The organism is Janthinobacterium sp. 13, assembly GCF_002749695.1.
Taxonomy (GTDB): Bacteria; Pseudomonadota; Gammaproteobacteria; order Burkholderiales; family Burkholderiaceae_D; genus Janthinobacterium; species Janthinobacterium kumbetense.
Window position 1 is genome coordinate 2,196,029 of record NZ_PEEQ01000001.1, and the last position, 17,490, is coordinate 2,213,518.

The 17,490-nt window shown below is 64.5% G+C and carries 18 protein-coding genes; 7 read left to right on the forward strand and 11 right to left on the reverse strand.

All coding sequences use genetic code 11. The features are described from left to right. Positions 1–55: 55 nt before the first annotated feature. Both CLU94_RS09605 and CLU94_RS09610 read left to right on the forward strand, forming a co-directional pair. Positions 56–649 carry a sigma-70 family RNA polymerase sigma factor gene (locus CLU94_RS09605; protein ID WP_257218741.1) on the forward strand — a complete coding sequence of 198 codons (594 nt, stop codon included), beginning with the start codon at positions 56–58 and terminating at the stop codon, positions 647–649. After that, entirely contained in the window at positions 646–1,362 is a 717-nt protein-coding gene (locus CLU94_RS09610) for an anti-sigma factor (RefSeq protein ID WP_099665473.1), read from the forward strand. The genes CLU94_RS09605 and CLU94_RS09610 overlap by 4 nt, the downstream gene beginning before the upstream one ends. Here CLU94_RS09610 and proC read toward each other — a convergent pair whose 3' ends face one another. Together proC and CLU94_RS09620 are read right to left on the reverse strand one after the other, a co-directional pair. Further along, on the reverse strand, positions 1,363–2,193 hold the full coding sequence (gene proC, locus CLU94_RS09615; RefSeq protein ID WP_099665474.1) for a pyrroline-5-carboxylate reductase: 831 nt from the start codon (positions 2,191–2,193) through the stop codon (positions 1,363–1,365). Positions 2,194–2,215: 22 nt separating this feature from the next. Further along, positions 2,216–2,917 carry a YggS family pyridoxal phosphate-dependent enzyme gene (locus CLU94_RS09620; RefSeq protein WP_099665475.1) on the reverse strand — a complete coding sequence of 234 codons (702 nt, stop codon included), beginning with the start codon at positions 2,915–2,917 and terminating at the stop codon, positions 2,216–2,218. 70 nt (positions 2,918–2,987) lie between these two features. Between CLU94_RS09620 and CLU94_RS09625 the strand changes: the two genes are divergently transcribed. From CLU94_RS09625 to CLU94_RS09640, 4 genes are all read left to right on the forward strand, one after another. Then, the gene (locus CLU94_RS09625; RefSeq protein ID WP_099665476.1) at positions 2,988–4,031 is read left to right on the forward strand and encodes a type IV pilus twitching motility protein PilT; all 1,044 of its coding nucleotides are present in this window, start codon (positions 2,988–2,990) and stop codon (positions 4,029–4,031) included. Between the two features lie 3 nt (positions 4,032–4,034). Further along, positions 4,035–5,174 carry a PilT/PilU family type 4a pilus ATPase gene (locus CLU94_RS09630; RefSeq protein WP_180278624.1) on the forward strand — a complete coding sequence of 380 codons (1,140 nt, stop codon included), beginning with the start codon at positions 4,035–4,037 and terminating at the stop codon, positions 5,172–5,174. A 1-nt stretch (position 5,175) separates the two neighbouring features. After that, positions 5,176–5,661 (forward strand): glutathione peroxidase, encoded by a 486-nt coding sequence (locus CLU94_RS09635; RefSeq protein ID WP_099665477.1) that lies wholly within the window; start codon positions 5,176–5,178, stop codon positions 5,659–5,661. A 185-nt stretch (positions 5,662–5,846) separates the two neighbouring features. Then, the gene (locus tag CLU94_RS09640; RefSeq protein ID WP_099665478.1) at positions 5,847–7,958 is read left to right on the forward strand and encodes a putative bifunctional diguanylate cyclase/phosphodiesterase; all 2,112 of its coding nucleotides are present in this window, start codon (positions 5,847–5,849) and stop codon (positions 7,956–7,958) included. Here CLU94_RS09640 and glcF read toward each other — a convergent pair. Genes glcF through CLU94_RS09655 form a run of 3 tightly spaced genes read right to left on the reverse strand, consistent with a single transcriptional unit; the run spans position 7,951 to position 11,771 of the window. Continuing rightward, positions 7,951–9,189: a glycolate oxidase subunit GlcF gene (glcF, locus tag CLU94_RS09645; protein ID WP_099665479.1), complete on the reverse strand. Its 1,239-nt coding sequence runs from the start codon at positions 9,187–9,189 to the stop codon at positions 7,951–7,953. The two genes, CLU94_RS09640 and glcF, sit on opposite strands and share 8 nt — an antisense overlap. A gap of 4 nt (positions 9,190–9,193) precedes the next feature. Beyond that, complete coding sequence (glcE, locus tag CLU94_RS09650; protein WP_099665480.1) at positions 9,194–10,264, reverse strand: glycolate oxidase subunit GlcE; 1,071 nt, start codon at positions 10,262–10,264, stop codon at positions 9,194–9,196. A gap of 16 nt (positions 10,265–10,280) precedes the next feature. Then, positions 10,281–11,771, reverse strand: coding sequence for an FAD-linked oxidase C-terminal domain-containing protein (locus CLU94_RS09655; protein WP_099665481.1), 1,491 nt, complete (start codon positions 11,769–11,771; stop codon positions 10,281–10,283). A gap of 150 nt (positions 11,772–11,921) precedes the next feature. Between CLU94_RS09655 and CLU94_RS09660 the strand changes: the two genes are divergently transcribed. Beyond that, positions 11,922–12,476: a cob(I)yrinic acid a,c-diamide adenosyltransferase gene (locus CLU94_RS09660; RefSeq protein ID WP_099665482.1), complete on the forward strand. Its 555-nt coding sequence runs from the start codon at positions 11,922–11,924 to the stop codon at positions 12,474–12,476. Between the two features lie 64 nt (positions 12,477–12,540). On the opposite strand, the gene CLU94_RS09665 is transcribed toward CLU94_RS09660, so the two are convergent. The 6 genes from CLU94_RS09665 to CLU94_RS09690 all read right to left on the reverse strand — a co-directional run bounded on the left by CLU94_RS09665 (position 12,541) and on the right by CLU94_RS09690 (position 17,368). Continuing rightward, positions 12,541–12,729 (reverse strand): hypothetical protein, encoded by a 189-nt coding sequence (locus tag CLU94_RS09665; protein ID WP_099665483.1) that lies wholly within the window; start codon positions 12,727–12,729, stop codon positions 12,541–12,543. Positions 12,730–12,825: 96 nt separating this feature from the next. Then, on the reverse strand, positions 12,826–13,017 hold the full coding sequence (locus CLU94_RS09670) for a hypothetical protein (RefSeq protein ID WP_099665484.1): 192 nt from the start codon (positions 13,015–13,017) through the stop codon (positions 12,826–12,828). A gap of 72 nt (positions 13,018–13,089) precedes the next feature. Further along, positions 13,090–13,470: a glutaredoxin family protein gene (locus tag CLU94_RS09675; RefSeq protein ID WP_257218742.1), complete on the reverse strand. Its 381-nt coding sequence runs from the start codon at positions 13,468–13,470 to the stop codon at positions 13,090–13,092. A 66-nt stretch (positions 13,471–13,536) separates the two neighbouring features. Continuing rightward, the gene (locus tag CLU94_RS09680) at positions 13,537–13,734 is read right to left on the reverse strand and encodes a hypothetical protein (RefSeq protein ID WP_099665485.1); all 198 of its coding nucleotides are present in this window, start codon (positions 13,732–13,734) and stop codon (positions 13,537–13,539) included. A 266-nt stretch (positions 13,735–14,000) separates the two neighbouring features. Further along, complete coding sequence (locus CLU94_RS09685; RefSeq protein WP_218965285.1) at positions 14,001–15,140, reverse strand: cytochrome-c peroxidase; 1,140 nt, start codon at positions 15,138–15,140, stop codon at positions 14,001–14,003. Between the two features lie 86 nt (positions 15,141–15,226). Next, the gene (locus tag CLU94_RS09690; protein ID WP_257218743.1) at positions 15,227–17,368 is read right to left on the reverse strand and encodes an FUSC family protein; all 2,142 of its coding nucleotides are present in this window, start codon (positions 17,366–17,368) and stop codon (positions 15,227–15,229) included. Positions 17,369–17,490 lie beyond the last annotated feature (122 nt).

The following is a 17,490-nucleotide window of genomic DNA, read 5'->3' on the forward strand; positions in this document are numbered from 1 at the left end:
GCGTCAAATTGACGGTTGGCAAGCGGGTTTCTGGCCTATACTCGGCCTTGAAAACTTGCTAACCGTTTTATTCCTGACGATTGCGCCGACCTTGCCAACGCTAGCCACTCCGTTCGATTACGATGCCGCCCTGCGCGCCTGCGCCAGGGGCGAGCAGCAGGCATTGCACGGCCTGTACCAGCAGGAAAGCCGCTACCTGCTGGGCGTGGCCCTGCGCATCGTGCGCCAGCGGGCGCTGGCCGAAGACGTGCTGCACGACGCCTTCCTGAATATCTGGCGCCGCGCCGGCAGTTTCGACGCCACGCGCGGCAGCGGCAAGGGCTGGATCTATGTGGTGGTGCGGCACCAGGCGCTGGACGTGGCGCGCGCCCGCGCCCATGAAGTACCGGCCGACGAGGATACCGTGGAAACCCTGCTGCACGAACGCCACAGCCACGATGCGGGCGAGGCCTATGCCGACCAGGCGAACCTGGGCAAGCTGCACGATTGCCTCGGCCACCTGGATGAATCGAAGCGCAACAGCATCCTGTACGCCTACGTTGACGGCTGTTCCCACAGCGAAATCGCGCAGCGCCTGCAAGCGCCGCTGGGGACCGTCAAGGCCTGGGTCAAGCGGGGCCTGGCCGCCTTGCGGGAGTGCATGGGATGATCAACGGCGACGAAGAATTGCACAGGCTGGCCAGCGAATACGTGCTGGGCACCCTGGAGCTGGCCGAACGGGCGGAAGTGGAACAGCGCTTGCCGCGCGACGCCGTCTTGCGCGATGCCGTCGAAGCCTGGGAACGGCGCCTGCTGCCCTTGACGACCCTGGCGCCGCCCGAAACGCCCTCCGCGCAACTGTGGCCGCGCATCAGCGCCAGCCTGTTCACGCCTTCGGCCGTGCGGCAGGCGGGCGGCTGGCAGGCGTGGTGGAACAGCCTGGCGTTCTGGAGAATACTGGCGGGCGGCGGCTTGGCGGCCACGGCCGCGCTGGCCGTGCTGGTCAGCGTGCAACTGCAGGCACCCAGCGGACCCGGCTACCTGGTGGTGCTGGTGGCGCCGCAAGATAAATCGCCGGGCTGGATCGTGCAGGCGGGCGGACGCGGCGGCAAGAATCGCGACCTGAGCCTGATCCCGCTGGGGCCGACCAGCGTGCCGCAGCAAAAGGCCCTGCAATTCTGGACCAAGGGCAAGGACTGGGGTGCGCCCGTCTCGCTGGGCCTGGTCAAGCCGGGACAAAGCCTCAAGTTGACATTGGACAAGCTGCCGCCGCTGCAGCCGGAGCAACTGTTTGAAATCACCCTGGAACCGGCAACGGGCTCGCCCACGGGCCGGCCGACGGGGCCGGTTTTATACATCGGCCGCGCCGTCAAGGTGATCTAATTACTTCGACAGCTCATCACCCATCTCGCGCCCCCGCTGCGCGGCCGCCTTGATGCCCTTGACGATGGCCGCCTTCACGCCGCTCTCTTCCATGCTGGTGAGCGCCGCATACGTCGTGCCGCCCTTCGACGTGACCCGCTCGCGCAGCAAGGACACGGGTTCGCTGGAGTTCGCCGCCAGCTGCGCCGCGCCCGTAAACGTGGCAATCGCCAGCTGCGTGCCCTGCTCCGGCGTCAGGCCCAGCTCGGCGGCTGCCTGCTGCATCGCTTCGATAAAGTAAAACACATAGGCGGGACCGCTGCCGGACACGGCCGTCACAGGGTCGATCTTCGCTTCATCATCGAGCCAGACGGTCTGACCGACGGCGCGCAGGATGGCGTCCGCCGTCTTCTTTTGCTCATCGCTGACGCCGCTGCTGGCCACCATGCCCGTGATGCCCATGCCGATCAGGGCCGGCGTGTTCGGCATGCAGCGCACGATGGCGCGGTAATCGCCGAGCCAGCGCGACAGGTCGGCCGCGCGGATGCCGGCCGCGATCGACAGGATCAATGGCGCCTTGTTTCCGTCGAGGAAGGGCAGCAACTGCGCCGCCACGTCGCGCATGCTTTGCGGCTTCACGGCCAGCACGATCACGTCCACGCCGCGCAGCGCGTCGCCGGCGGCGGAAGCCGTCGTCACGCCGAATTGCGCCTGCAATTTTTCCAGCGCCGGCGCATGCGGGTCGATCACGTGGATGTTGCCGCCCAGGGTCAATTTACCCGCCAGGCCGGCGATCAGGGCCGCCGCCATGTTGCCGCCGCCCACAAAGGCGATATTCAATTCTGTCGTCATGGCTATGCTTTCTATCAATCAGTTAAGAGTAATTGCGGGAACCGAAGATGGCGCTGCCCACGCGCACGATGGTGGCACCTTCCAGCACGGCGGCGCGCAAGTCGGCCGACATGCCCATCGACAAGGTATCGAGCGCCAGGCCGTCCGCCTTCAATTGGTCGTACAGCATGCGCAATTGCGCAAAGGCGGCGCGCTGCAGGTTGACATCCGTTTCCGGCTCGGGAATGGCCATCAGGCCGCGCAGGCGCAAACGGGGCAGTTGCGCCACGGCATGCGCCAGCGTCGGCAAGTCAGCCGGCGTCACGCCGCTCTTGCTGGCTTCGCCGCTGATATTGACTTGCAGGCAGATATTCAAGTCCGGCAAGCCGGCCGGGCGCTGCTCGGACAGGCGGGCGGCGATCTTTTCCCGTTCCACCGTATGCACCCAGTCGAAATGTTCGGCGATGGGGCGCGTCTTGTTGCTCTGGATGGGGCCGATGAAATGCCAGACGGGTGCGCCTTGCGGCAGCGCAAGCTTGATGGCGTTAATCTTGTCGAGCGCTTCCTGCAGGTAATTTTCGCCAAACGCCGCCTGGCCCGCGCGCATGGCTGCCAGCACGGCGTCCGCGCCGAAGGTTTTCGACACGGCCAGCAGGGTCACGTCACCAGGGGCGCGCTGCGCCTCCAAGGCGGCCTGCGCAATACTGTCGCGCACGGCTTGCAAGTTCTGTTCGATTGTGGACATAATCATTTTCTAGTGTATAGGGGCGGCGGCACGGTGCGCCAGCCCATCAATGCAGGCACAGGGATTATAAATGGACATCTCCGAACTACTCGCTTTCTCCGTCAGCAACAAGGCTTCCGACCTGCACCTGTCTTCCGGCCTGCCGCCGATGATACGGGTCAATGGCGACGTGCGCCGCCTGAACGTGGCGCCGCTCGAGCACAAGGAAGTGCACAGCATGATCTACGACATCATGAACGACAGCCAGCGCAAGGCGTATGAAGAAGCGCTGGAATGCGATTTTTCGTTCGAGATTCCCGGCCTGGCGCGCTTCCGCGTCAACGCCTACAACCAGGAGCGGGGTGCCTCGGCCGTGCTGCGCACGATTCCGTCGAAGGTGCTGACCCTGGAAGAACTCAATGCGCCGCGCATCTTCGGCGAGCTGGCCATGCGCCCGCGGGGACTCGTGCTGGTGACGGGCCCGACAGGTTCCGGCAAGTCGACCACCCTGGCGGCCATGGTGAACCACGTCAACGAGCGCCTGAACCACCATATCCTGACCATCGAAGACCCGATCGAATTCGTGCATGAACCGAAGAAATGCCTGATCAACCAGCGCGAAGTCGGTTCGCACACGCATTCGTTCAGCAATGCGCTGCGCTCGGCCCTGCGCGAAGACCCGGACGTGATTTTGGTGGGCGAATTGCGCGACCTGGAAACCATCCGCCTGGCGCTGACGGCGGCCGAGACGGGCCACCTGGTGTTCGGCACCCTGCACACCTCGTCGGCGGCGAAGTCGATCGACCGCATCATCGACGTCTTCCCTGCCGAGGAAAAGGAAATGGTGCGCGCCATGCTGTCCGAATCCTTGCAAGCCGTCATTTCGCAAAACTTGCTGAAAACCAAGGACGGCGCGGGCCGCGTGGCCGCGCATGAAATCATGCTGGCCACGCCGGCCGTGCGCAACCTGATCCGCGAAGCGAAAGTGGCGCAAATGTACTCGGCCATCCAGACGGGCAGCAACGTGGGCATGCAAACCCTGGACCAGTGCCTCACCGACCTGGTGCGGCGCGGCACGATCTCGGCGGAAACGGCCCGCTCGGCCGCCAAGTCCCCTGAAAACTTCCCCGGATAAGCCATGCAGACGACGCACGAACACTATGGCGCCATGCATGCGCTGCTGGCGCAGATGCGCGCCCGGGGCGGCTCCGACCTGTTCATCACGGCCGGCTTTCCCGCCGCCATCAAGCTCGACGGCAAGCTGACGCCGCTGGCTGGCGGCGCGCTTGACGCGGCACAGGCGGCCGGCTACGTGCGCGCCGTCATGAACGCGCGCCAGGCGGCCGAGTTCGAGTCCAGCCGCGAAGCCAATTTCGCCATCAGCCCGGAGGGGCTCGGACGCTTCCGCGTATCCGCCTTCGTGCAGATGGGCCAGGCAGGCATGGTCTTGCGATTGATCAATACCGCCATCCCCAGCCTCGCTGGGCTGGGTTTGCCCGCCATCCTGCAAGACATCGTGATGAGCAAGCGGGGCCTCGTCATCATGGTGGGCGCCACGGGCTGCGGCAAGTCGACCACCCTGGCGGCCATGGTGGGCCACCGCAACGCCCACAGCCACGGCCACATCATCACCATCGAAGACCCCGTGGAATTCATCCATCCGCACGGCAACTGTATCGTCACCCAGCGCGAAGTGGGCGTCGATACGGACGACTGGGCCACGGCCCTGAAAAACACCCTGCGCCAGGCGCCCGACGTGATACAGATCGGCGAAATCCGCGACCGCGACACCATGGACCACGCCATCGCGTTTGCCGAGACGGGCCATCTATGCCTGGCGACCTTGCACGCGAACAACGCCAACCAGGCGCTGGACCGCATCATCAATTTCTTCCCCGAAGAGCGGCGCCAGCAGTTGCTGATGGACCTGTCGCTGAATTTGAAGGGCATGATTTCGCAGCGGCTGATCCCAAACAAGGATGGCGGCGGGCGCCAGGCGGCGCTGGAAATCCTGCTCAATTCGCCGCTGATGAGCGACCTGATCTTCAAGGGCCAGGTGCACGAGATCAAGGAATTGATGAAAAAATCGCGCGAGCATGGCATGCAGACTTTCGACCAGGCCCTGTTCGACCTGCACGAGGCGGGCGCCATCAGCTATGAAGACGCGCTGCGCAATGCGGACTCCGTCAACGACCTGCGCCTGACGATCAAGCTCAAGGGCGCAACGGCGCCGGAACCGGCCCCGCAGGCGGGCGCCACCAAACTGGGACTCCTCTGACATGACCAGCATCCACGATTTCCAGGCCGAGGCACTGGACGGCACGCCGATCGACCTGGCGCGCTACAAGGGCAAGGTATTGCTGATCGTCAATACGGCCAGCGCCTGCGGCTTCACGCCGCAATACCAGGGGCTCGAAACGCTGTACCGCGAATTCCACGACCAGGGCCTGGTCGTGCTGGGTTTTCCCTGCAATCAATTCCGCCAGCAGGAACCGGGCTCGAACGCGGAAATTGGCGCCTTTTGCGAAAAAAACTTCGGCGTCACCTTTCCCCTGTTTGCCAAGGTCGACGTGAATGGCCCGCATACCCATCCCGTCTTTGCACAATTAAAACAGGCGGCGCCCGGCATATTGGGCACGCAATCGATCAAATGGAATTTCACCAAGTTTCTGGTGCGCAAGGATGGCAGCGTATTTCGCCGCTATGCGACGGCCAGCAAGCCGGCCAGCCTGGCGGCCGACATACGGCAATTGCTACAAGAGTAGAAGCGCAATACTTTGACTTAAGACAACAATCATGTGAAATCAATAAAACTGTATTTATTTCATGCTTGATATCAATATTGTGTTTCAAATAGCAAATATCGGTGATAATGTTTACATAATTATTCGCAGATATCGATCATAAAACGATGCCAGTCTTTGGGAAAATATTATCTTCATGGATGCGGATGGGCAGTTATTCCCGCCTCTTCATCCCTATTACCTTCCTGATACTCGCCGTTTCCGCCTTTCGCTATCACGCCCTGCTCGGGACGGAAACGGCGCTGGCCAATGCCCGCTACCAGAGCGAAGCCCGGCAACTCGACCTGTTCCTGGCCAATAGCGTGCTGCCGCTGGCCGTGCATACGGACCGGCATGCGATGCACGACAGCGTGCGGCAAGTGCTGCGCAGCGCCCTGCCGCTGAACCGCAGTCTCGCCGCCATGCGGTGGGATACGGCTGGCGCGCATGTCGAAGTGCTGGCCGACAACAAGCTGACCGATACGCTGGCCGACGGCGTGCCGGCCTGGTTTGCACGCCTGGCGGGCATGGCGGCCATCCGCAGCCGCCTGACGGTGGCGCTGCCGGATGGCGGCGACGGCATCCTCGACGTGCATTACACGCCCGGCCTGCCGCTGGCGCAGGTATGGCAACGGGTGCGCGGGCAGGCCGTCCTCAGCACCATTAACATCGTCCTCGTCTTCCTCCTGCTGGGCCTGATCCTGGCGTCGCACCGCAAGCTGCTGGCGCGGCTCGTGCAGGCGACGGACCGCTTCCGCGATGGCAACTTCGCCGTGCGCCTGGCAGCCGGCGCCACGCCCGAAGCGCAAGCCGTGTCGCAGTCGTTCAACGGCATGGCCGGCGATATCGAAGAGCTGCTGACCTCGCTGAAGACCAGCCAGCGCCAGCTGGGCGAGCAGTTGAACGAAACCGTGCACATGCAGCAGGCGCTGCAAAAGCTGTCGTGGCAAAACTACAATGACGTGCTGACGGGCTTGCCCAACCGCGCCGCGCTGGCCGCCCGCTTCGAACAGGAGCTGTTCCTGGCGCGCGAACGCCAGCGCCTGCTGGCCGTCTGCCTGTTCGACCTCGACCATTTCCAGGCCATCAACGACCGCTACGGCGCCGAAGCGGGCGATGAAATCCTCAAGCAGGTGGCCGGCCGCCTGCACGGCTTTACGGGCCAGATCCACTACGCGGCGCGCCTGGGCGGCGATGAATTCGTCCTGCTGCTGTGCGGCCAGGCCAGCATCGCCAGCATCGAACAGAACATCACGCAATTGCTGCAGGAACTGAGCCGCCCCTACCAGGGCGACCAGCAGGCGCTGCACGTGACGGCCAGCGTCGGCATCGCCGTCTACGCGGGCAAGGACTTGAATACGGAAAGCCTGCTGCGCCACGCCGACCACGCCGTCTACCAGGCGAAACTGACGGGGCGCAACCAGTACCACTTCTTCGACACCAACCTCGATGAAGAAGTGCGCACCCACCACAACCAGCGCACGGAAGTGCGCCAGGCCCTGATCAATGGCGAACTGCGGCTGTACTACCAGCCCAAGGTGAACATGCGCGCCGGCACGGTGGTAGGCATGGAAGCGCTGCTGCGCTGGCAGCACCCGCGCCGCGGCGTGCTGGCGCCCGCGCAATTCCTGCCGCTGGTGGAACAGACGGATCTGATCATCGACATCGGCGAATGGGTACTGCGCCAGGCCCTGTGGCAGATGCAGCGCTGGGTGGCTTGCGGCAAGCACTGGGTCGTCAGCGTGAATATCGCGGCGCGCCACTTCCAGCAACCGGACTTCGTCTCGCGCCTGGAAACCATCCTCGGCGAATTTCCCGGCGTGCGCGCCAGCATGCTGGAACTGGAAATCCTCGAATCGTCGGCCCTGCACGACATCGAAGACGTGCGCCGCATCATCCGCGCCTGCCAGGCGCTGGGCATCACCTTCGCGCTCGACGATTTCGGCACCGGCTACTCGTCGATGTCATACCTGAAACGCCTGCCGGCGAATATCGTCAAGATCGACCAGAGCTTCGTGCGCAACATGCTCAACGACCGCGACGACCTGCACCTTGTGCGCGCCGTCATCGGCCTGGCCCGCTCCTTCAGCTTGACGGTGATCGCCGAAGGCGTGGAAAGCGTCGAGCATGGCGCGCGATTGATCCAGCTGGGCTGCGACCTGGCGCAAGGCTACGGCATCGCCCGCCCCATGCCGGCCGACGCCGTGCTGGAATGGGCCAACAATTTCATCCCGGCGCCGCAATGGCGCATCGCCCAATACAGCGAAGTGCCTATTTGACCGGGGTCAAGGCGGAGTCGATCAATTCGATCCAGTGCCGCACGGGCTTCTCCGTGCCCGACTGCAGGTGGCTCAGGCAGCCGATATTCGCCGACACGATCATCTCCGGCTCGCACGCTTCCAGGTTCGCCACCTTGTTGTCGCGCAACTGTTGCGACAGAGCCGGCTGCAGGATCGAATACGTGCCCGCCGAACCGCAGCACAGATGGCTGTCGGCGCACAGGCGCACGTCGACGCCGACGGCGCGCAGCACCTGCTCCACCTTGCCGCGCACCTGCTGGCCGTGCTGCAGGGTGCACGGCGGGTGGTACGCCACCCGCTTGCCGATGCGCCCTTGCAGCAGCGCCGCCAGTTCCGCTTCAAACGCGGGCATGATCTCGGACAAGTCGCGCGTCAATTCTGCGATGCGCCGCGCCTTGTCCGCATAGCGGGCGTCGTGCGCCAGCAGATGGCCATATTCCTTCACCGTGGCGCCGCAGCCGGAGGCCGTCATGACGATGGCTTCCGCGCTGTCCACGCAATCTACGTAGGGCCACCAGGCGTCGATATTGCGGCGCATGTCGTCCAGCGCCGCTTCCTGGTCGTTCAAGTGATGGCGCAGCGCGCCGCAGCAGCCGGCCTTGGTCGCGACGATCAGCTGCACGCCCAGGGCGTCGAGCACGCGCGCCGTGGCCGCGTTGATGTTCGGCGACATGGCCGGCTGCACGCAGCCGTCGAGCAGCAGCATGGTGCGCGCATGCCGGCGCGCGGGCCAGGCCCCGGCCTTTTCTCCGGGACGCAGCTTGTCCTGCAAGCCTTTCGACAGCAAGGGCCGCAGCGCCTGCCCCGCCTTGTACACGGGCGTAAACAGCCAGCGGCGCGGCAAGGCTTCCTTCAGGGCGAAGCGCAGCGCCCGTTCGCGCAAGGGGCGCTGCACGCGCTGTTCGACGACGTTGCGGCCGATGTCGACCAGGCGCCCGTACTGCACCCCCGAGGGACAGGTCGATTCGCAATTGCGGCAGGTCAGACAGCGGTCCAGGTGCGTCTGCGTCTTGACCGTGACGGGTGCGCCTTCGAGCACTTGCTTGATCAGGTAGATGCGTCCACGCGGGCCATCGAGTTCATCGCCCAGCAACTGGTAGGTGGGACAGGTGGCCGTGCAAAAGCCGCAATGCACGCAGGCGCGCAGGATGGCTTCGGCTTCGTCGCCTGCCGGCGTATTCTTGATGAAATCGGCGAGATTGGTTTGCATGCGCTCAAGTCATTCTGTGCGGGTTGAAGATGCCGGCCGGGTCGAAAGCGTGCCGCAGGCGCTGGTGGATTTTTTCAATGGCCGGCGCCAGCGGATGGAACACGCCCACGGCCTTGTCGCCGCCGCGGAACAGGGTGGCGTGGCCCCCAAGCGCGGCCACGGCCTGGCGGATGTGCTGGCTGCCTGCCGCATCGGCGTCGCCGTCGAGCTTGAGCCAGCGCTGCGCCCCGCCCCATTCGATCAGCTGGCCCCCCTTTAAAATCACGGCGCTGGCGTGCGGCGGCAGCGACAGACGCCACAGGCTGCCCGCGCCCGCGAAGAAAGCGTGCGTCTGTTCGCGCACGGACAGCCAGAAGGCGGCCGCGTCTTCCTGCACCAGCAGCTCGCCATTCAAGGATGTCAGGGCTGCCGACACGGCCGCCTCGGCGCCGGACAGGCGCACGCTCAAGACGCCGTCATGCCAGCAACTGGCGGAAATGGGCAGCGGCTTGCCCGCCCATTCATTGAGCATGCGCAAGGCGGCAATTTCAGCGCATTCCAGGCGCAAGGTCGCTTCGCGCAGCGGCAAGGGCAGCACCTTCAGCGACACTTCCAGGATCAGGCCCAGGGTGCCCAGCGAGCCAGCCAGCAGGCGCGAGACATCGTAGCCGGCCACGTTCTTCATGACTTGCCCGCCGAAGGCCAGGCGCTGGCCGTGGCCATCCATCAGCACGGCGCCCAGCACAAAGTCGCGCAGGGCTCCCGCGCTGGCCCGGCGCGGGCCGGACAGGGCGCTGGCGACGACGCCGCCCACCGTGGCACCCGGCCCGAAATGGGGCGGCTCGAAGGCCAGCATCTGGTTGCGCGCGGCCAGCGCCGCCTCGATCTCGGCAAGCGGCGTGCCGCAGCGGGCCGTGATCACCAGTTCCGTCGGTTCATAGTCGATGATGCCCGCATACGCACGCGTATCGAGCACCTCGCCTGCCAGCTGCTGGCCATACCAGTCTTTCGTGCCGCCGCCGCGCAGGCGCAAGGGGCTGCCTGCCGCGCTGGCCGCCAGGATCTGCTGCCTGAATTGTTCCGCTATCGCTTGCAAAAGAGTCTCCGGAAAATTAAAAACGGGGCAGGTTGGCGAACGGCAGGCGTCCCGCCGTCACATGCATCTTGCCGAATTCGGCGCAGCGGTTCAAGGTAGGAATCGCCTTGTCCGGGTTCAGCAAGGCATGGGGATCGAAGGCGCGCTTGACGGCAAAGAAGGCATCGAGTTCGGCGCGCGTAAATTGCACGCACATGGAATTGATCTTTTCCATGCCTACGCCATGTTCGCCCGTGATGGTGCCGCCCACGGCCACGCACAGGGCCAGGATGTCCGCGCCAAACGCTTCGGCGCGCTCGAATTCGCCGGGCATGTTGGCGTCGAACAGGATCAAGGGGTGCAAATTGCCGTCGCCCGCGTGGAACACGTTGGCGCAGCGCAAGCCATGCGTCGTTTCCATGCCGGCGATGCCCGTCAGGACTTCGGCCAGGCGCTTGCGCGGGATGGTGCCGTCCATGCAGTAGTAGTCGGGCGAGATGCGTCCCGCCGCGGGAAAGGCGTTCTTGCGGCCGGACCAGAATTTCATGCGCTCCGCTTCCGACTGCGACACGGCGATGGCGCTGGCGCCCGCCCCTTCCAGCACGGCCGTCATGCGGGCGATTTCCTCTTCCACTTCCTCGTGCGTGCCATCCGCTTCGCACAGCAAGATGGCGGCCGCGTCGATGTCGTAACCGGCCTTGACGAACGGTTCGACCATGCGCGACGAGGTCCGGTCCATCATTTCCAGGCCGGCCGGGATGATGCCGGCCGCGATCACGTTGGCCACGGCATTGCCGCCCGTGACGACGTCGTCAAAGGACGCCATGATGACCCTCGCCGTGGCCGGCTTCGGGATCAGCTTGACCGTCACTTCCGTGACGATGCCCAGCATGCCTTCGGAGCCGATGAAGACGGCCAGCAAGTCGAGGCCGGGCGAGTCCAGGCATTCGCCGCCCAGTTCCAGCACGTCACCGTCAATGGTAACAACCCGCGCGCGCAGCACATTGTGCACGGTCAAGCCGTATTTCAGACAATGCACGCCGCCCGAGTTTTCCGCCACGTTGCCGCCGATGCTGCAGGCGATTTGCGAGGACGGGTCGGGCGCGTAGTACAAGGCATGTTGCGCCGCCGCTTCGGAAATGGCCAGGTTGCGCACGCCCGGCTGCACCACGGCCGTGCGCGCATACGCGTCAAGGCGCACGATGCGGTTCAAACGCGCCGTCGACAGCACCACGCCGTCGGCGATGGGCAAGGCGCCGCCCGACAGGCCCGTGCCCGCGCCGCGCGGCACGATCGGCACCTTCAACGCGCGGCAGACGCCGAGGATGGCGATGACCTGTTCTTCCGTATCCGGCAACGTCACCACCATCGGCAGCTGGCGGTAGGCGGCCAGGCCATCGCATTCGTACGGGCGCGTATCTTCGGCGTCGGACAGCACGCAACGGGCCGGCAGCACGGCCAGCAGGGCCGCGACGACGGCTTGCTGGCGCGCGGCGGTCAATCCGGATTCAGGGGCGGCATTGAGCATAGGATGTGAGCAAAAGTGCATGGGCGTGCAACGATTGTAAGCACAAAAGCGGCGCGCAGCGCATTTTTTGTCCTATTTGCGGGCAAATCCGGGGCCAGGCGGCGCGCGGTGTCGTATGCTGCCCCCATTCTTCTTTACAGGATCGACATCATGGGCAACCGACTTTCGAAAATCGCCACGCGCACGGGCGACAATGGCAGCACCGGCCTGGGCGACGGCAGCCGCACCAGCAAGGACAGTGTCCGCATCCACGCCATGGGCGACGTGGACGAACTCAATTCGAATCTGGGATTGCTGCTGTGCGAAGCCATGCCCGACGCCTTGCGCGACGAACTGGTGGCCATCCAGCACGATCTGTTCGACCTGGGCGGCGAAATCTGCATCCCCGGCTACCAGCTGATCAAGGAAGAGCACGTGCTACGCCTCGACGACTTGCTGGCGAAATACAATGCGGACTTGCCGGCCTTGAGCGAATTCATCCTGCCGGCCGGTTCGCGCGCCGCCTCGCTGGCGCATGTGTGCCGCACCGTGTGCCGCCGCGCCGAGCGCAGCATCGTCGCGCTGGCCAATGCGGAACCGCTGCACGAACATCCGCGCCAGTACGTGAACCGCCTGTCGGACCTGCTGTTCGTGCTGTCGCGCGTGCTGAACCGCTTTGCCGGCGGCAGCGACGTGCTGTGGCGGCATGACCGCACGCGGGGATGAAATAAAAAACAGCGATGCCTGTCAAACCGCATCGCCATGCTTTATCCGCCTGACCGGGTGTTACTCAGCCACAGGCCTGAAGACACGCTTTATTGGCACGGACGCATGAGGGAACACTGAACTCCATGACGCAGGCATCGAGCGCCATATAGCACTCGGATTGGCATTCCGATATATCGGCGGTACTGCTGGCCATGGCATACGAGGCGCTGACGCCCGTGGCGAACAGAAAGAAACCCAGCTTTTTGAACATAAGCACTCCTTTGCGGCAATAAGGGACGGCAGGATGGATAAAGTGATGCAGCCGGCCTGGCCAGCGTACTGGCCAGCCGGCAAACTTTATTGAATGCTACTCTTGCGCGCAGCTGTTGTAGCACATCTGATGAATCTTGGTGCAGGCGCCTGGCGACCTTGGATGGTCGGTCATGCACTGGTCCAGCCCTTCATCGCATTGCGAATAGCATTCCGGCTCGCCGCCGGCGATCGCATACGAGGCGCTGAGGCCCATGGCAAACAAAAAGAAACCCAGTTTTTTGAACATAAGCACTCCTGTTGAATTGACAGACGATGACGTACATCCATGGCGCGCCGTCTCTTACGCGCCATCCGGCAATCAGATTTTCTTCAGCGCCGCTTCCAGCGCACCCGTATTGAAACCCTGGATCTTGCGGTTGCCGATCAACACCACGGGCACGCCGCCGCCGCCGAGTTCTTCATGGGCTTTTCTCGCTTCCGGCGATTTTTCGATATCGAGATCGACAAAGTCGATCTTGTTTTCCTTGAAGTACGCGCGCGTCTTGGCGCAATAGCCGCACCAGTCCGTGCCGTACAACACCACCTTTGCCTGGGCATTCGGGAAATACGCGGCGTAATTGCCTTCCGTGTAAGTCGATTTGAATAAACCAGGCAATAAAGACAGGCCATAACCGCTGCCCAGGCCGGCGGCCAGAATCACGCAATACATGGCGATGGTTTTAATTTTCTTTTGCATCATGAAGCCACCTTGACGTCGTTACTTCCAAGCCGGAGCAATGCTTGCGCCCCGGCACACCTGGTTTTCTTAATTCAAGGCGCAATCGGCCTTGCATGCATTTAACAAATCCTTGCACGTGTTGCTGGAATGGCCAGAATCGAGGCAATCGGTAAAGCTGCCATAGCACTCGCGCTGGCAGTCGCTCAAACCATTGCCGGCTGCTCCCACCGAATAGGACGCGCTGACACCGACGGCGAACAGGAAAAGTGCGATCTTCTTAAACATTTTCTACCTTTCGATTGACGTGGAAAAACAATGCCACTTGCGCTTGACTGCTTATTACCTTATAGAATTTATATCGTACAAAATCGAATATAGACCGCACTTATTTTAGAGTCAACGTTTCCTTTCGATAAATTTCCAATTTAGAAAATATATCGGGAAAGCCTCTTGAATGTGGAATTTGGAGAGATTGGGAGGCGCCAAACGTCTATACAATATCGGCGCCGCAAGCAAGTAAAGGCCGGCTGCGGGCGCAGCCGGCCGAGCGGCTACAGCACTTCCAGAAAACTCTTCAACGCGATGATTTCATCGGACGTCAGCTGCAAGCGCTGCAACAGGGGCGACGTGACGGGAAACTTCGGATCGGCCGCCTGCTGTGCGTTCTGCGGCACGGGGCGCGACATGCCCGCGTTATACATGTTCAACATGCCCACCATCTGCGCGAACGCGCCATTGTGCATCCACGGCCCCGATTGCGCCACGCCGCGCAAGCCCGGCGTGCGGAACTTGCCCACATCCTCATTCTTGCCCGTCACCAGATAGCGCCCCAGGTCTTCATACTTGCGGCTGCCGTAATTGCTCAGCCCGAGGTTGTGGAATTGCTGGTCCGTCAGCAAGGCGCCGCTGTGGCACGTCATGCAGCGCGCCTTGGTGCGGAACAGGTGCAGGCCCAGCAGCTCGCGGTCGTTCAAGGCCGTGCGTTCGCCCTCCAGGAAGGTATCGAAACGCGTGACGGGCGGCAGCAGGGTGCGCTGGTAGTCGGCCAGCGCCGTCAGGATGCGCGGCAAGGTCACGCCAGCGCCCCGGCCGAAGGCCGCGTCGAACTGCGCCGGGTAGTCGCCCTGTGCGGCCAGCTTGGCGGGCAATTGCGCAGCCACGGCCGCCATTTCATCCGGATGCTGCAAGGGGCCCAGCGCCTGCTCTTCCAGGGTGCTGGCGCGGCCATCCCAGAACAACATCCTGACCTGCGCCACGCCCAGCAAGCCCGGCGTATTGCGCTGTCCCAGCCGCCCCTCGTGTCCCACGGAAACGCGCTTGCTGTCGGCAAAGCTGTGGTCGGGACTGTGGCAGCTGATGCAGGCCACCGCGTTCGCGCGCGACAAGCGCGGGTCGTTGAACAAGCGCTGCCCCAGCGCCGCGACGGCCGGTGCCACGGGCGGCACAGGTATGGCCGAGACGGGTGCCATTTCCGCGGCGGCCACGCCGACGGGCAGGTGCGGACGGGGCCAGTCGGCAATGGGACGGGCGTACGCCTGGCGCAGACAGGCTGCATTCCAGCCCGCCGGCGTGGCGCAAACGGTGGTAGTGGCTTCGCGCGCCGCCGCATCCCCTCCTGCAGGCAATCCCACTGTCATGGCCAGCAGCGCTGCGGCCACCCATCCGGTCTTTCCTGCTGTAAATCTATACACGTCGCTCATTCCTCTTTTGTACGCTGGCTTCGAGCAATGATAACCAGCAACATGGCAGCAGCACAGCGAAAGGGGACAGGGCTTGTCTATTCGGCGATCTGCGTCAATTTTCCCGGCGTTTCCTCCGCCTGCGCCTGCACATGTTCGCGCAGCAAGCCGCGCAGCAACTGCACCTGGGCCACGGCATCGGCCTGCAGCGGCGTCAGGCTGTCGGCAACGCAGGGACCAGGCGCGCTGGCGTCGGCGGCGCCGCGCAGCAAGGCGTCGATTTCCCCGCTGACGCCGGCGATCCACTGCTGCAGTGCGGGCGGCGCCGGCTCGGCCTGGGGACTCAGGCTGATGCGCGCCGTGCTGCCCGCCACGCGGCGCAGCAGCGGCAAGGTGCGCAGCGCCGCCAGGCCCACGCCGCTGCTGCGGTCCAGGCGGCGCTCGATGCGCAAGCGCTGCAAGACCTGTTCCGCGTTATTGCTGGCCAGCCCCGCCTCGCGGCGCAGGCGCGCGATGGCGCTGTCCCATTTGCCGCCCGCCGCCAGCACGGCCAGCAGGTATTTCAGGTTGGCCGACACTGCCTTCGCCAGGCGCTGGTCCAGGTCGTCCGCCTCGCGGTCGGGCCACAGGAAGAACGTGGCCAGCAAGGCCAGCACGCAGCCCAGCACATTGTTGCCCAGACGACTCATTGCATACACCATCTCGCTGGCCGGCGCCGCATAGTCGGCCACCAGCACGAAGGCGGGCGTCATGAACAGCACGTGCAGGCTGTAGCTGACACGGCGCAAGGCCATGGTGGCGACGATCAGGGGAAACACCACGAGCGAGATGCCCAGCGGCGTGTAAATGACCAGGCCGATCAGCACGGCCAGCACGGCGCCCAGCACGCTGCCCGCCACCCGCTCGATGCCGCGCGGCCAGGTGGTCGACACGGACGGCTGCAGTATCAATAAGGTCGCCATGGTGGCCCAGTAGCCGAACGGAATGTGCAAGGCCTCGACCAGCAGGAAGCCGGCCGTCGTCGCCAGCGACACGCGCGCCGCATGGCGCCAGCTCAGCGACTGCGGCGTGGCGTTGACTTTCGCCGTCTGCCACGCCTGCCCCAGCGCCAGGAAAGCCGCCTCGCGCCACGGCAGCTGCGCCGCGCGCGGCAAGCCCAGCTCCATGAAGTCCACGTTCAGGCGCAGCGGCAGCAAGGCGCCCAGCGCCGCTTCCAGGCGCCGTCCGCAGCCAGCCAGGCGGCGCTGCAATTCCAGGGGCGGCGTTTCCGGCTGGCGCTGCACGGCTTGCCCCAGGCGGCGCAGCAGCACGGCCATCACTTCCAGGCTGCGCCGCGCGCGCGGGTCCTGGCGCAGGCGCTGCTGCTCGCGCTCGCACGTATGCGTGACGGCGATCAGATAGGCGAAGATGCGTTCGGCGTCGCTGAGCGCCAGCAGCAAGTTGTCGTACAGGGCGCTGCGGCCCGCGCGCGCGGGCGGCACGGCGGCCAGCGCCACGCGCGCCGCTTCCAGCGCGGCGCGCGCCTGCGAACGGTAGCTGGCGCCATGCGCGGCAACGTCCGCCTGCGCCGCATCATGTGCGAGGAAGCGCGCATTGTCGCGCGCGATGCCGGCCAGGCGCGAATACGCGGCGCGGATGGCGCGCCGGCTCGGGCCGAACGGGTGGATGCGCCAGACGGTAAAACTGAGCACGGTGGCGAACAGGCAGCCGAACATGTACAGGCCCAGGAAAGGCGCCGTCTGCGTCATCGATGCCAGCGGATGCGTGACCATCACCACGCAGGCCGTGGCGGCCAGGATGGCCACTTGCGCCGTGGCCGCGCCCCAGATGCGCGCCAGCGCGCCGGCCCAGGAAAACAGCAGCACGGCGATGGCGGCCGTCGCCACGCCATGGCCGGCCGCCAGCGCCGTCAGGCCGCCGGCCACGGTCGACAGCAAGCCGAAGCCCACCATCGAGACGAAGCGCATGCGCCGCGTGCCGGCCGCGTCGGCCAGGCACGTCCAGAAGGCGCCGATGGCGGCCCAGGAAAAATCGGGATGGTCGAACAGCAGGCCCAGCAGCAACATGGCGCTCGAGGCGCACGCGGCGCGCAAGCCTTCGGACAGATTCGTTTCATCGATGGCCAGGCTGACCATCCACAGGGGACGGCGCTGCGCCAGGGTGTCGGTATAGGCGTGCACGCCCGTCAGCCAGCGGCCGGCCAGTGCGCGCGAACGGCGGTGAAGTTTCCTGAGATACAAGTTGGACTTTGAAAGGGTATCAAAGCGTCATCGTAGCATTCCCGGGCGAAAAATGTTGCAGTGCAACGTAAAATCCCCGAGGGCGAAAAAAAAGCGACACCGCGGTGTCGCTTTTCCATAGG

Bases quoted from the DNA above. Each gene is read 5' to 3' on its own strand.
- CLU94_RS09610 (WP_099665473.1), top strand. From the start codon at position 646: ATGATCAACGGCGACGAAGAATTGCACAGGCTGGCCAGCGAATACGTG.
- CLU94_RS09635 (WP_099665477.1), top strand. From the start codon at position 5,176: ATGACCAGCATCCACGATTTCCAGGCCGAGGCACTGGACGGCACGCCG.
- glcF (WP_099665479.1), bottom strand. From the start codon at position 9,189: ATGCAAACCAATCTCGCCGATTTCATCAAGAATACGCCGGCAGGCGAC.
- CLU94_RS09660 (WP_099665482.1), top strand. From the start codon at position 11,922: ATGGGCAACCGACTTTCGAAAATCGCCACGCGCACGGGCGACAATGGC.
- CLU94_RS09670 (WP_099665484.1), bottom strand. From the start codon at position 13,017: ATGTTCAAAAAACTGGGTTTCTTTTTGTTTGCCATGGGCCTCAGCGCC.
- proC (WP_099665474.1), bottom strand. From the start codon at position 2,193: ATGACGACAGAATTGAATATCGCCTTTGTGGGCGGCGGCAACATGGCG.
- CLU94_RS09680 (WP_099665485.1), bottom strand. From the start codon at position 13,734: ATGTTTAAGAAGATCGCACTTTTCCTGTTCGCCGTCGGTGTCAGCGCG.
- CLU94_RS09630 (WP_180278624.1), top strand. From the start codon at position 4,035: ATGCAGACGACGCACGAACACTATGGCGCCATGCATGCGCTGCTGGCG.
- CLU94_RS09665 (WP_099665483.1), bottom strand. From the start codon at position 12,729: ATGTTCAAAAAGCTGGGTTTCTTTCTGTTCGCCACGGGCGTCAGCGCC.
- CLU94_RS09640 (WP_099665478.1), top strand. From the start codon at position 5,847: ATGGGCAGTTATTCCCGCCTCTTCATCCCTATTACCTTCCTGATACTC.
- CLU94_RS09620 (WP_099665475.1), bottom strand. From the start codon at position 2,917: ATGTCCACAATCGAACAGAACTTGCAAGCCGTGCGCGACAGTATTGCG.
- CLU94_RS09625 (WP_099665476.1), top strand. From the start codon at position 2,988: ATGGACATCTCCGAACTACTCGCTTTCTCCGTCAGCAACAAGGCTTCC.
- CLU94_RS09675 (WP_257218742.1), bottom strand. From the start codon at position 13,470: ATGATGCAAAAGAAAATTAAAACCATCGCCATGTATTGCGTGATTCTG.
- CLU94_RS09655 (WP_099665481.1), bottom strand. From the start codon at position 11,771: ATGCTCAATGCCGCCCCTGAATCCGGATTGACCGCCGCGCGCCAGCAA.